The sequence below is a fragment of the Methylobacterium sp. E-005 genome, assembly GCF_022829725.1.
Lineage (GTDB): Bacteria > Pseudomonadota > Alphaproteobacteria > Rhizobiales > Beijerinckiaceae > Methylobacterium.
In genome coordinates this window covers 61,985-73,895 of sequence record NZ_JAKSYG010000099.1, presented here as the reverse complement: position 1 = coordinate 73,895, position 11,911 = coordinate 61,985, and the positions used below count along the sequence as shown (strand labels likewise).

The 11,911-nt window shown below is 66.0% G+C and carries 13 protein-coding genes; 8 read left to right on the top strand and 5 right to left on the bottom strand.

All coding sequences use genetic code 11. The annotated features are described in order from the left end of the window. Positions 1–106: 106 nt before the first annotated feature. The 3 genes from MKK88_RS12130 to MKK88_RS12120 form a co-directional block, all read right to left on the bottom strand. Entirely contained in the window at positions 107–514 is a 408-nt protein-coding gene (locus MKK88_RS12130; protein ID WP_243999970.1) for a hypothetical protein, read from the bottom strand. Positions 515–1,096: 582 nt separating this feature from the next. Next, positions 1,097–2,140, bottom strand: a complete 1,044-nt coding sequence (locus MKK88_RS12125) for a replication initiator protein A (RefSeq protein WP_243999968.1) — start codon at positions 2,138–2,140, stop codon at positions 1,097–1,099. A gap of 243 nt (positions 2,141–2,383) precedes the next feature. After that, positions 2,384–2,965: a DUF3102 domain-containing protein gene (locus MKK88_RS12120; RefSeq protein ID WP_243999967.1), complete on the bottom strand. Its 582-nt coding sequence runs from the start codon at positions 2,963–2,965 to the stop codon at positions 2,384–2,386. Positions 2,966–3,253: 288 nt separating this feature from the next. Between MKK88_RS12120 and MKK88_RS12115 the strand changes: the two genes are divergently transcribed. The 4 genes from MKK88_RS12115 (at position 3,254) to MKK88_RS12100 (ending at position 7,459) form a co-directional block, all read left to right on the top strand. Next, the gene (locus MKK88_RS12115) at positions 3,254–4,708 is read left to right on the top strand and encodes a PGN_0703 family putative restriction endonuclease (protein ID WP_409566650.1); all 1,455 of its coding nucleotides are present in this window, start codon (positions 3,254–3,256) and stop codon (positions 4,706–4,708) included. A gap of 554 nt (positions 4,709–5,262) precedes the next feature. After that, a complete protein-coding gene (locus tag MKK88_RS12110) occupies positions 5,263–6,258 on the top strand; it encodes an ArdC family protein (RefSeq protein WP_243999963.1) in 996 nt (331 codons plus the stop codon). An 8-nt stretch (positions 6,259–6,266) separates the two neighbouring features. Then, a complete protein-coding gene (locus tag MKK88_RS12105) occupies positions 6,267–6,854 on the top strand; it encodes a hypothetical protein (RefSeq protein WP_243999961.1) in 588 nt (195 codons plus the stop codon). Positions 6,855–7,303: 449 nt separating this feature from the next. Then, positions 7,304–7,459 (top strand): hypothetical protein, encoded by a 156-nt coding sequence (locus MKK88_RS12100; protein WP_243999959.1) that lies wholly within the window; start codon positions 7,304–7,306, stop codon positions 7,457–7,459. Here MKK88_RS12100 and MKK88_RS12095 read toward each other — a convergent pair. Next, complete coding sequence (locus MKK88_RS12095; protein WP_243999957.1) at positions 7,456–8,181, bottom strand: RES family NAD+ phosphorylase; 726 nt, start codon at positions 8,179–8,181, stop codon at positions 7,456–7,458. The genes MKK88_RS12100 and MKK88_RS12095 overlap by 4 nt on opposite strands. Continuing rightward, positions 8,162–8,551, bottom strand: a complete 390-nt coding sequence (locus MKK88_RS12090; protein ID WP_243999955.1) for an antitoxin Xre/MbcA/ParS toxin-binding domain-containing protein — start codon at positions 8,549–8,551, stop codon at positions 8,162–8,164. The genes MKK88_RS12095 and MKK88_RS12090 overlap by 20 nt, the downstream gene beginning before the upstream one ends. Positions 8,552–8,692: 141 nt before the next feature. Between MKK88_RS12090 and MKK88_RS12085 the strand changes: the two genes are divergently transcribed. Genes MKK88_RS12085 through MKK88_RS12070 form a run of 4 tightly spaced genes read left to right on the top strand, consistent with a single transcriptional unit; the run spans position 8,693 to position 11,685 of the window. Continuing rightward, a complete protein-coding gene (locus MKK88_RS12085; protein ID WP_243999953.1) occupies positions 8,693–9,418 on the top strand; it encodes a hypothetical protein in 726 nt (241 codons plus the stop codon). Continuing rightward, positions 9,411–9,845, top strand: coding sequence for a hypothetical protein (locus MKK88_RS12080; protein WP_243999951.1), 435 nt, complete (start codon positions 9,411–9,413; stop codon positions 9,843–9,845). Before MKK88_RS12085 ends, MKK88_RS12080 begins: the two co-directional genes overlap by 8 nt. Beyond that, the gene (locus tag MKK88_RS12075) at positions 9,842–10,312 is read left to right on the top strand and encodes a Mov34/MPN/PAD-1 family protein (protein ID WP_243999949.1); all 471 of its coding nucleotides are present in this window, start codon (positions 9,842–9,844) and stop codon (positions 10,310–10,312) included. The genes MKK88_RS12080 and MKK88_RS12075 overlap by 4 nt, the downstream gene beginning before the upstream one ends. Further along, complete coding sequence (locus tag MKK88_RS12070; protein WP_243999947.1) at positions 10,309–11,685, top strand: ThiF family adenylyltransferase; 1,377 nt, start codon at positions 10,309–10,311, stop codon at positions 11,683–11,685. Before MKK88_RS12075 ends, MKK88_RS12070 begins: the two co-directional genes overlap by 4 nt. Positions 11,686–11,911: the final 226 nt, after the last annotated feature.

Sequence of the window (11,911 nt, the reverse complement as noted above, 5' to 3'; positions counted from 1 at the left end):
CCTGCGAGATCAAGACATCGACCTGCCGCAGCTTAGCAACGATCTCTTCAGCCGTATGCTTCTTCCGTCCCATGACGACATCCTCCACATGGCTCAAAGCCATACCTCAGGGAGGACCACTTTTCAGGGGGCAGGCCACACCCTTTCGCAGGACACCCAACACGTAGACGTCCTCATCCCGCTTCCGGCCCGGGGCACGCACGGGAAAGGTTCGGGGCGGTTTGGACCTGCCCAGGAGCCATCGCGCCAATCTCTCATCTAAGCCGAACTCACCCAGGCGCTCGACTGCTAGCTCGACACGCCAACCCCGGTTCAAAGCGCCGACGCGGGCGACAGCTTCCAGCTCCCGAATGACGTCCGGGCACGTTACGCTGACAATACGCGTACCGGATTTGACGATGGGCCCTTCGCCGAAGCCGAGTTCCTCATAGACGACACCGGCGCAGTTCAAGGTAAATTCCTGCACAGCACCCGGGTTGAGCTCGAAGATGCCAGGAACGGCGATTTCGCCCACGTGACGTCCGACGCGCTGGAGTGCTGAGTAGGCGGCAAGACCGGAACCACCGCCCCTTGTCGCCCCGCTGAAGCTGAACCATATACATATCTGTCCGCCTGAGCACGGACTTGCCCCCTGCGGTCGGCGCGATACGGCAGCGCAGAGGGGACGCCGGGTACTGTGGGGATGCGATCATACACCCGAAGGGCACCGCGAACGCTCGAAGCCCAGGGATCGCCGGCAGCCGCACCCTCTGCCGTGAAGTAGCGAGCAACCCTCTCCGGTAGCGGCCGAGTGAGGGGCCCGAAGCGACGGCCCACACGCCAGATCCGGCGTCGTGCGCATCGATCGCGAACGGCACGCGGCCGCCCTGGCTTCAAGCCGGGGATAGGCCGCTGTGCCCTCGCTCAGGCCCCCCCGGTAAGATTCCACCGGCCCCTGCAAGACACCTAAACCCGAATCCCAAGACGAAATAGTCCTCCGGAAACTTAGGATTTTTACTCCCTTCACGCGCGCCGATCATTCCCGAAGTGACGCGATCTAATTCCCGGAATGACGAATTTACGGCGCTCGGAGACCGTGGGGGCCAAGCGGACCCGTTCAAAGGTCGCTCTCCAGGCGTACGCCATCCTTCCAGCGCTTCCACGGCTCCTTCAGCCTCATGTGGATCACCTCCTCGCCGCGCGCATTCGTCTGAGACGACAGGGCGAACTCCGGCAGGTCATTCGCCACCGCTAGCTGACGCATCTCGAAGGCGAACCGGGCGAAGGTGCCGTCGGCGCCGGACTTCTCGAACAGCATCCGCATGCGGCCCGACCAGCCGGCGCTGCCGTTGCCCCCGGCATGTTTGCGGGCCACGCGGTAGAGCCAGCGTGCGCGGCCTCCCGTCAGGCGCAGATAAGCCGGCGCGATCGGCAGGAAATTGCCGCCATCCGCCATCGCCTCGACGATCCAGTTCGGGAGGGTGATCGTCAGCGCCGCCCGTCCATCCCCGGATTCGGCGTCCTCGGTCCAAGCCTCGATGAAACGGAACGCGACCGCTGGACCGGGCTGCCCGCCGGCCCGAACATTCGTCTCGACGCGCGAATCCTGCAGGCGCGTCAGGGCCATCCGCAGGAGGTCGTAGTGCCGTCCACCCGTTCCTCGCCCCAGCGCCGTCAGCAGATCGCGCGCTCGCACCTGCAGGGACGCCGACGCTTCATCACCTCGCTTCTGCCGCGCTCGCAACGCGGAGATCAGGTAGATCAGTACGTCGGCGTCCCAGATGGTGGCGAGGCCCGATGACGTCGCATCCACGTTCACGAAGATGCGCGTGTCGGGGCTGACATATCGGATGGGGGTATGGCGTGTTTTGCTCAGCGCGAAGAACGGCCGTTCCAGCAGCGCCTTGAGATCACAGAGTCGCAGGGCGGACGAGTTCTCTCGTGCACGGCGACGGGCCCGCCGCTTCCCGGGCGGCTGCCACGTCACGCGCCACGCGCCATCGGCGTCAATGGTAACGCTGCATTCGTGGTGGGGATGTCCCTCGTAAAGCTCCTCGGGGATGCCCAGGTATTTCCCGTCATCCCCCTCGGCCTGCAAATTGGGGCTGAGTCGCGCGAAGAACTCCGGCTCGATGTCGAGGAAGTCCTCCGGCGGGAGCATGGCCCTCGGGTATTCAACCTCCGCAGGCTCCTTGGTCGGGTCCGTCCGGGACGTCTCGGGTTTCGTCTTCCTCGCAGCCATGACGTCCCTCGGTCCAACCTGATGGCTTGCCGGCCGGCGCGACGGCGGTGTCGCCCCCACCGACCGAGCCTCTCCCTTCTCAGGTGATCCTGCCACCCCTTCGCCGGTTAGATTTGCCGAAATCCTCAGCCCCCTGGATGGGCCGCGTTGCGGATGAGGCGATCATGCGACGTCTTCCTCTACGCCGTTCGAGGCAGTCGCGCCCTTCCGCAGCAGGTCGACTAGCGCCGCGCCGTCGATATTCTCCAGAAGGGCAACCAACTCGTCGCGGCGCTCTCCGAGGTATCCGAGGATCAGATCCGCGGCTGCCCTCGCCTTCTCAGCTGCCGGAGAAAGCGGCTCATGCACTTTGGCTAGCTTGGCACGCACCCTTCTAGTGAGCCTGGCTGCTTGGCGCGCCGCCTGTGTCACCTCCCTGATCTCGTTCAGAGAAAGCCGTTCACCGGCCTCCAGCCGGGCGACGAACGCCTGCTGGACCGGCTCAGGGGTCGAAGGGGCTGAGAGGGTATAGATAGCCGTTGGTCCAAGAGTCGCTACTGCGTCGTTTCTCGCCCCGAAGACCTTTGCCGCTCTCATGAAGCGCTCGGCCGTTCGTGGCGTCCATCCGAACTCCGTCACGAGCCAGCCGCCGAACCGGCCATGTCCCAGGAGGAGCTTCGCGACCGTCAAGTTGTCGCCGATCAGCAGCAGATCCCGACTGACCCTGCGCTCGAAGCGCCGGATGTCGGCCGCGGTACGCCGCAAGCTCTCAGCCTCCTTGGCGGACAGGCCTTCATAGGAGAAGACCTCTGGCCGGACATTCGCGGGGGCCGGGACCTGATCAGCGCCAGGATCTTGACCAAGGTGCATCGCAGAACCCTCACAAGGCTTATCCTCGGCTGGCCCTAGCTCACAATCGTCGACTGATCGACCCTACGGCCCTGACGCCCGAGGTGGCCCGATGCCGGCAATCACGACTGGGGGTTCTCGATCACGGGACGAAGGTCTCGCCCACGACCGTCCTGCTTGAGCCGATTGAGGGTATTCGGCGCGATGCATCCCTCCATATGGCCGAGACAAGGCCCCGGTTCTGCCGCTGCGCGCATCCGATCATCGGCCGGTGCCCAGGCGGAAGGTGAAGGTGGGGCCGCTGAACTCCTAAGCCAGCCGATGAATCTCTGGGAGGCCGCAGCCACCGCGGTCGCCAACCCCGGACGCCTGATGACCAAGTCTCGTACCCGCCTCAGGACCACCGTCGAGGCCACATCATCCGCCGGCGACACCCCGAGCCCGCCGTCGATGGCAGGACTCGACAACGCCTCCACGTTGCCACCCGACACGCTCCCCCGAGCTCCGCTCGTCCCGGAATGGCTGCTAAGCCAGCATCGCTGCCTCATCGTCGGCGACACGAGATACCGGGCGGCCCTACGCGCACGCCAGGGAATTTGGCGACGCGAACGGGGCCTCGCCATCGGCTTGCATCGGCCAGGTGGGCGCCGCGACGTCGCTCCCGTCCCGCTCGGATCCCTGCTGCATCCGGCTGACGCCGTGCGCGGCATGAACTTCGCCAGTGCGGAACTGTTCGCCTACATGCGGCGCACCCTCGCCACGCGCGAGGAGGGGGCCTGCCTCAGCCTCGACCGCCTGATGCGCAACCTGCTCTCCAGCGAAGCGCTGGCCTTCAACGCGTTCGGGCCCCTCGGCCTCGATCTCGACCTGGCGAGCACGGTGTTCCGGCGCCTCATGCCTCATCTCGTCGATCGGGTCCTTGCCATCACCTATGAGACAGCGCCCGCTCGCCGGACCGCACGCTTCCCCAACGACCGCTATCTGTCCGACCGCACGGCCTTCGACATCGCGCTGCGCGTGGACGGGCCCGGCGGCGAGACCACCATCTTCGTGGAGATCAAGCTGAGCGAGGCTTGCCAGGGCCCCGCGGCGGCCCACCGCCCACGGTACGACGAGGCCAGCCGCGAGGTGGGCCTCCACCATGATCCCGACGATCCGGCGCTGCGCTCGGTCCAGCTCGAACAGTTCTGGCGTCTTCATTGCCTCGCCGCGCTCGCGGTGCGGCACGGGGTGACGCCGCGTGCGCATCTCCTGACGATATACCCTGAGTTGAATCGGCACGTCCGAACAGCGGTTCGTCTGTATGCCAGCACGTTGAGGGAGCCTGCGGGGTCGGCGATGTCCGTCGGTTTCAGCGGGTTGACACTGGAGGCCTTCGTCGCGGTGCTCGATGCGGCAGGTGCCGCCCAACAGTCGACGTATCTGCGCGACCGCTATCTCGATCTGCGCCCGGTACTCGACCTCGTTCTCGATCCCGAGAGCCTGCCGCCCGAGGGCGAACCGCCAGCCGGAGCGCCACGCGCCTCTTCGCCGCCGGTCAAAACCGACACCGTGTCGCTTTTGACGGCCTCCGAGCCGGAGACCCTGATCCCCCGAACGGGCTCCGATCGCCCACGAAAGGGCGCTGCCCGGACTACGCGGCGGACGACAACCCGATAGGATGACGGCGGGCGGAACCTGCTGCCATCGCCTTTGTGGCGGACGTCACGCGCGCTCGCCACAAAGGCTCTGCCCGTAGCTGATGCGTCCGCTCCCGGCTCCCCGGCATGGGGTCACGCAGCTACGAGGCTTCAAGGCGGCGATCAGGTCGCTTCGCCGGAAGATCAACTGGAGCGGGGCTAGAATTTCCTGCTGCGTATAACTGGGCCTCGAAATGGTATGTGTGTCGGCGCCGAAACCGAACGGCATCGCTGTGCCCGGACTGTTTTCAGGCCTATGTCCAGTATACCCCCCTCGTGATTCATTCGGATGCGTACGTAAGCGCAGATTCCGGACTCTTGCTTCCGCTCCTGCCCCGGCCAACCCCTCCGGGTCTGCGAGTTCGCGCTCCCGTCCAGCCCGATCAGCCGACGAGGCGTCTCCCCGTACTCTTGTGCCGCTCTGTCCGACCTGGTCGTGCATCCCGACGAGCTCGTCAGCTCACGCTGAATTTCCAGCGAACCTTCGGAAGCTGATCCGGCGACCCCACCCCGGGGCCCTGATCCGGATCACCGATGCCCCTTGCCACCCCTTCGTCGCTCGAGGCCCCGACGTCCGCGCGCAAGTGCTCCGAGGCTCATGCCCGGGTCAGTGCCCTTATCCTCGCGCAGATCGAAATCGCCGACGCCGCGTCATGGAGCCCGCCCTGGCATGGCGCCGATCCCGTACCACGCAACGCACTGACCGGTCGGCGCTACCACGGCGTCAACGTGCTGGCGCTCTGGGCCGCCGCACAGGCCGACCGCTACGCCGATCCCTGCTGGAGCAGCTACAAGCAATGGGCGACCCTCGGGGCCCAGGTTCGTCGGGGCGAGCGCGGTACCGCCGTGATCTACTACCGCGACCTGACAGCCGACGACACCGACACGCCAAACGGGTCGGACGATGCGCCCCGCTTCGTCGCCAGGACGAGCACCGTGTTCAACGCCGCCCAGGTCGACGGGGCGCCGGATCTCGCGGCCTCGCCGCGCCCGCCCGCCCTCGCCGAACCCCTGCCGGTCCTCACTGCCTTCGTCGCCGCCACCGGCGCGCGCATCATCGAGGGCGGCACCCGCGCCTACTACGTGCAGGCCACCGACACCATCCACCTGCCGCCGCACGCTGCCTTCCACAGCGCCGAGGGCTACGGCGCCGTGTTCGCCCACGAACTGGTTCACTGGACCGGCGCTCCGCACCGGCTGCAGCGCGACCTCACCGCCCGTTTCGGCACCCACGCCTACGCCGCCGAGGAGCTCGTGGCGGAACTCGGATCAGCCTTCATCCTCGCGGACCTCGGCATCTCACGCCGCCCGCGCCAGGACCACGCGGCCTACGTCGCGCACTGGCTGCTATTGCTGCGCGCGGACCCACGCGCGCTCACCACTGCCGCCAGCCACGCCTCTCGCGCCGCCGACTACCTTGCCAGCCTGCAGGAGGCAGCGGGTGTCATCGAGACTGAACGCCCTGGCTTCTCAGGTGAGGCGGACGATCGAAGCGTCAAGGCGATCCCCTTCATCAAGGTCGTGGCATGATGAGCCCGTTGCCTACGCCATCCCGGCGGGTGCTGGCCGAACTCGTCGCGACGTTCCTCTCCGGGACCAACGCATCGGGTCACGATGCCTCGCCGGTGCAGCGTGCCCTTGCCACGCTGACGGCCCTCCTCGACGCGCAGGGCGTCGCGCTGGCCGAGGTCGACCGCATCGAGGCCGAACTCACGGCGCAGACCGGGTACCCACGCGTGACGCTGCCGGTTCATCCCGGGTCAGCTCCAAGCTACGCGGCCGATGCTGCCACCATCCGGCGTCACCTAGGTGATGGACCTGCGGCGCGCCGCCTGACGGCCGCCCTACGCCGGCGGCGGCATCGCCTCGTGCAGGCAGCGGAGGCTGCCGGATTGCCCGCGGCTCAAGCACACGAACATGCCGTCGCCGCGCAGATCGGCGACGTGACGGCGGCTCTGCTCCTGACACCGGTAGCCGACCTCAGGGATCTCATCCTCAAGCTGATCGTACTCATCGCCATAAGCGAACCGGGCCCGGACGAGGGCAGCCTCTACCCGGCTGCGTACTGGCGCGCCCTCCTTGCCGATGTCGACCAGCTCAACAGATCCGAAGTCGAAGATATATGATCCTCGTCAAAACGCCTGTTCGTCGCTGATCGCCCCAGCGCAACTATCGCTCCTCGAGCATGTTCGATGAGCGTGAGGGCTGGCGGATCATTGGCATATGCGATCAACTTCAGAGCGAAGTAGCGTCCGGAACGTAGAACCGCTGTAAGTCGCCTGCGCACCCGCTCGTTGACGTGCCCGCGAGCTACACCCGATATGTCGCGCTGAGCGAGTCTCTTATCGATGTCTCCTGGTGGAAGGGTCCCGTGCTCGGCTGGCTGAAATTCGTCCTTCGGCTCTTTGGGTTCGGCCACACCGCGCCGAGGTCAGCCCGCCGCTCCTACCCTACGGTTCCTCTCTCCAGGTACGACGGCACCAACAGGCCGCCGCCACTAAGGTGGAAGGCGGCGCACCCATCGACGATTGCCAGGTTCAAGGCAGAGGTGACGTGCTCCCACGGACACGGCATCGTGCTGCGCGACCACACCGTCGAAGCGGACGGACGGGTCGTGCCGAGCATCGTCTGCAACGCACCAGGCTGCGATTTCCATGAGATCGTCCGCCTGGAAGGCTGGACCGGCGGCCGTTTGCCGGGACGGCTGACGGAAGAGGCCCGAGCGGGCTAGGCTGCGATCGCGCAGTCTTCCTCGCCGCGAAGGTCGTCCGGCTTGATCGCGGTTCCCGCAGCATCGAAGGCGTACAGCAGGGCGATCCTGCTTCCGTCCCACATGTAACGGAAATGCGAGGTTTGCAGCGTGCGACCCAGGGCGACCCCGGTCACGACCGAGATCGCCATGGCGCTGGGTCGTTCGACCGGGTGGAAGAGAATGCCGTCGACGTCGTCAGGCAGGCGGCCGCCCAGGATGCGGGCCTGGGCCTGCAGTCTCTCGGCGTCGTAGGCCAGAAGGTCGAGGAAGCGCCCTTCGACAGGGGTCTTGAACATGCGCATGTCCAGGCCGACCGGCGCCTCCTCGGTGCGTGCCAGGAAACGCTCCCGCCTGGCGACCGACACAGCGAGTGCCGTCTGCGGATCGGCTGCAACCTCGAGGCACGGACGTTCCTCGTCGAAGAACGTACTACCTTCAGGATTGCCGTATGCGAACGGGGCGAGATTCCAGTTCTGGAGGCGTGTCGAGGAGGCCGGGTCCTCGCCAGCGACCTTAGCGATGCGGACCTGCGACCGCAGCCGGGGGTTCGTCAGGTCCTCGACCGCAGCCAGGGCCTCAAGCCTATCCGGTGATACCAGGCCATCGTAGACGGCGACGGGCGGAAACCTCGACGGTATCAGGCGATACGTGGTGCCTTTCCAGGGCACGACCGGTCCGAGTTCAGCCCCCACGCTGGGCATCCAGGTAGCGGCGGACCCTGTAGATGCTGGACACACTACCTTCGAGCATAACGTCGAGTGCGCTGGCACCATCGAAAAAGCGGTTGGGGCGACGGATCCATTCCTCACCCCGCTCGTCCACCGTGAAGAGGATCCGAAGGGACTTCCAGATCCCCAGCAAGTGGGAAAGCCGCTCCCTCGTGTCCACGGGCAGCGTGCCCCCCTCCTTCTTCCACTTGAAGAAAGTCGAACGCCCCGGCGAACCGAGCAGCACGATCTGCTCATCCGTCGAGAGGCGCCACCGTTCCGCGATCCCGAAATAGGCCTCCAGCTCCGGCGGAATCCCGGATCGTCCGGTGCCCTGCTGGGCATCGGGGACGTGCGCTGCCACTACTCTGCTCTCCTAGTCCAGATTCGGACTTGACGCCGATTACGGTCCCGATCCATACATAGTCCAGATCGGGACGCGGACCGGAGAATAGTCCGGATCACCGACCCGTCAAGCGCTTGGTCGTAACGGAGTTAGCGTTTCATGGACATGCACAAACCCAGCGCCGGACCCATCAGCCGGGGCATCGCCATCAACGGTGAGAACGTCGATCTCGATGATCCGAAGGTCCTCGTCAGGGAAATCCTCAATGCGGCCGGGCTGACGCCGGCGAGTGAATTCCAGACCATCCTCGTTGAGAGGGGCCGCACCCATCTGCTCGGGACCGAGGACGATTTCGTTGTTGCCGATCACCCGCATGGGCAACTGCGGGCGTTTCGTTCCGATCGCTCCTACGGCTTCACCGTCAACGAAATCGGACAGGTCTGGGGCACGGAGCAGATCGACACGGACGAGTTCTCCTCAATCTGGCCGGCGCCCGCTGGCTGCGACTGGGTCTTGGAGCGTGAGGATCAGCCCGATGTCATCATCCGGCCTGCCAGCGCCGTGTCGTTCGGGCCCACAGGCGTCGAGCACATCGTTTCCCGCCCTCATCATGCGGGCGCGAAGCTGCTGGTCACCATCCAGACGTTGAGCGGTATCTTCCCGGCTGAGGGCGCCCTTCGCGTCGAGGGTTCCGAGCTGATCTCCGACGTGCTCGTCAGGGCCGCGAAGAAGCTGCAGATCGTCGATACCACCGGCTACGTGCTCACCGACGAGCGCGACGAGAAGAGAGAGATCGCCGCCTCCCTGACCTTCGCCCAGGCGGGCCTGTCCGGAACGGTGGTGCTGAACTGGATGCCGCGGGAGGGTGGCGGCGGCAATGCTTGAGGTTCTGTCCCGGGCGGCGTTCGAGGCGGATGTCGCCCGCCTCGACCCCGGCATTCCGAAGCGACTCGGCTGGACCGTGGTTACCGCCGCCTATCCGATCCTGGATGTGATCTTCGAGCACGCAACGACGTCGTTGCGGCTCAGGCTCGACTGCACGGACTGGGACGAGATGCCTCCCAGCATCCTGCTCCTGAACGCCGACGGGTCCGACGTGTCGACTGCGCCTCCGAACGTCGGCGGCGTCTTCCATCCTGGCCCCCATCCGGCGACGGGGAAGTTCTTCGTCTGCATGCGTGGTGCCCGGGAGTATCACATCCATCCCAGCCACTTGGGCGAGCACTGGGACCACTATCGCGGCAAGGCGGGAAACGATCTCTTCGGCCTCGTGGCTCAGCTCTGGCGCGCGTGGAAGAGGGCCGTCGGATGACCGCGATCACCTGTACCTCTGCCATACTGGCCGACACGATTCGCATCCTCCAGGCCGGCGGGGAGCGACGTGAGGAGCGCGTGGTCCTCTGGTTGGCGCCGATGGCACACGAGGGAGCGACGAGGGTCGTCGAGGTCTACGAGCCCGGGCAGGTGGCGGACTTCGACTACTTCAGGCTGCCACCAGAAAGCATGAGGACGTTGATGGCGTACCTGCGGGCTGGGCGGCTCAGGCTGGTGGCCCAGGTCCACAGCCATCCCGGTTACGCCTACCACTCCGAAGCGGACGATTCCTGGGCGATCGTCAGGCAACTGGGCGGACTGTCCCTCGTCTTGCCAAGGTTCGCACGGACCACCACGCCGCTGAACTTCACCGAGCAGGCGATGACCTACGAGCTCACGCCGGAGAACAGGTGGACGCAGGTGCCCAGTCAAGGCCCGCTCGCCCGTCTGGAGGTCGTTGGATGACCGGTGCCGCTCAGGAGAACGCCAGGATGCTGGCATCCATCCTCGGGGTGGACGAGGACGAGGCTTCCCATAGGCTGAACTCCACCGTGCTGCTCACGGTGGCCGATGACGGTGTCAGCGCCGCATGGGCCGACGAGATCCAATCGCTGCTGAGTCGCACCGTATCCGTGGTCCGGGAGCCCAACGCGCGTTGCCGTATGGAACTCGTCGTCGGGCGAGCGGAGCCGCGCACCGATCTGACGCACGTCCATGCCGCCATAGACGCCGAGGGCGCCACGATCGACCGCTTCCCCGTCAAACGCGGCGGCAAGGCGCCCCATCCGCTCCTTGCCGCGATCGCGGCATGTCCGACGGCCGCCGCCACCCTGGCGACCGCCATTGACGCAACCGGCCTGCCGCCGGTGAGCTTCCCCGTCGTGATCCGGTTCGATCAGCTAGGTCTCCCACCAGGGACGCTGGACGCCACGATCGACCTCACGGGCGCCGTCTTGATCGGCGCCGGCGCCGTCGGGCACGGCTTCCTCCGCGCTCTACGCCATGTAAGCGTGAAGGGTGTGCTTCCGGTCATCGATCCCAAGAAGGTCGGCGCCGGAAACCCGAACCGCTGCCTCTACCTCACTGACGCCGACGTGCGATCGGAGAAGGCGGGGGCGCTGACCCGCAACGCCCAACCCGACTTCCCGGGGCTGCGGCTGCAACCGTTCGTCGAGGAGTTCTCGACGTTCGTCAAACGAGAGGGCCCGCAGCGCACAGTCCTCGTCACGGTAGACAGCCGCAGGGTTCGCCGGAGCATCCAGCGCGAGGTACCTCGAAGGGTGCTCGATGCCTCGACCACCGACATCCGGGCGGTGGTCGTGCACTCGCACGTGCAGCCTACGGCATACGCATGCCTCGCATGCATCTACAAGCACGTGCCGGAGGAGAACGTCCGCGAGCAGGCCATCGCGGACGGGCTCGGGATCACGCTGGCCATGGTCAAGGAGAGCCTGATCTCTGCATTCGCCGCCGCCAGGATCCGCGCCGTCCATCCGAACCTATCGGAGGCCGACCTCGTGGGTATGGCCTACGACAGCCTGTTCAAGCAGCTTTGCGCCGAGCAGGCCCTGAAGACGCCGGAGGGCCGCCAGGTACTCGCTCCTTTCGCCTTCGTCAGCTCCCTTGCTGGCGCGCTGTTGGTGGTCGAGCTTCTGCGCTCGGAGGCCGGGATCACCCCAACCAACTACTGGCAGGCTGATCCCTGGGGCGCACCGATGCATCGGCTTCGCAGGCTGCGCCCCCGCGAGTCCGACTGCGAATTCTGCTCGAAGCCGCACTTTCTGGCCGTTGCGGATAAACTCTGGGGCAAGCCATCTCTCGCCTCACGATCCATGTAGTCGTAAAAACGATCGAAATAAAAAGGGTATTACTAGTCAAAGATGGTCTGCAGTCATCGGGGATATTCTTGTAAGACAGCTAGACTGTGACGGCCTACGCCAAGTTTGCAGAGCAGCGAGTTCAGAACCTGCGTCGCTCTCCCGCAGCGGAGCCGGCGGCGCTCCGTCCGGCCCTTAGCACCACGAACAGCTCGCCAGCAGCAAACTGAACGCACGGTGGCTGAGC

Excerpts from the sequence above, each read along its gene's own strand:
- MKK88_RS12125 (WP_243999968.1), bottom strand. The coding sequence starts at position 2,140 with ATGCTCCCGCCGGAGGACTTCCTCGACATCGAGCCGGAGTTCTTCGCG.
- MKK88_RS12115 (WP_409566650.1), top strand. The coding sequence starts at position 3,254 with ATGCATCCCTCCATATGGCCGAGACAAGGCCCCGGTTCTGCCGCTGCG.
- MKK88_RS12110 (WP_243999963.1), top strand. The coding sequence starts at position 5,263 with ATGCCCCTTGCCACCCCTTCGTCGCTCGAGGCCCCGACGTCCGCGCGC.
- MKK88_RS12095 (WP_243999957.1), bottom strand. The coding sequence starts at position 8,181 with ATGCCCAGCGTGGGGGCTGAACTCGGACCGGTCGTGCCCTGGAAAGGC.
- MKK88_RS12085 (WP_243999953.1), top strand. The coding sequence starts at position 8,693 with ATGGACATGCACAAACCCAGCGCCGGACCCATCAGCCGGGGCATCGCC.
- MKK88_RS12080 (WP_243999951.1), top strand. The coding sequence starts at position 9,411 with ATGCTTGAGGTTCTGTCCCGGGCGGCGTTCGAGGCGGATGTCGCCCGC.
- MKK88_RS12075 (WP_243999949.1), top strand. The coding sequence starts at position 9,842 with ATGACCGCGATCACCTGTACCTCTGCCATACTGGCCGACACGATTCGC.
- MKK88_RS12070 (WP_243999947.1), top strand. The coding sequence starts at position 10,309 with ATGACCGGTGCCGCTCAGGAGAACGCCAGGATGCTGGCATCCATCCTC.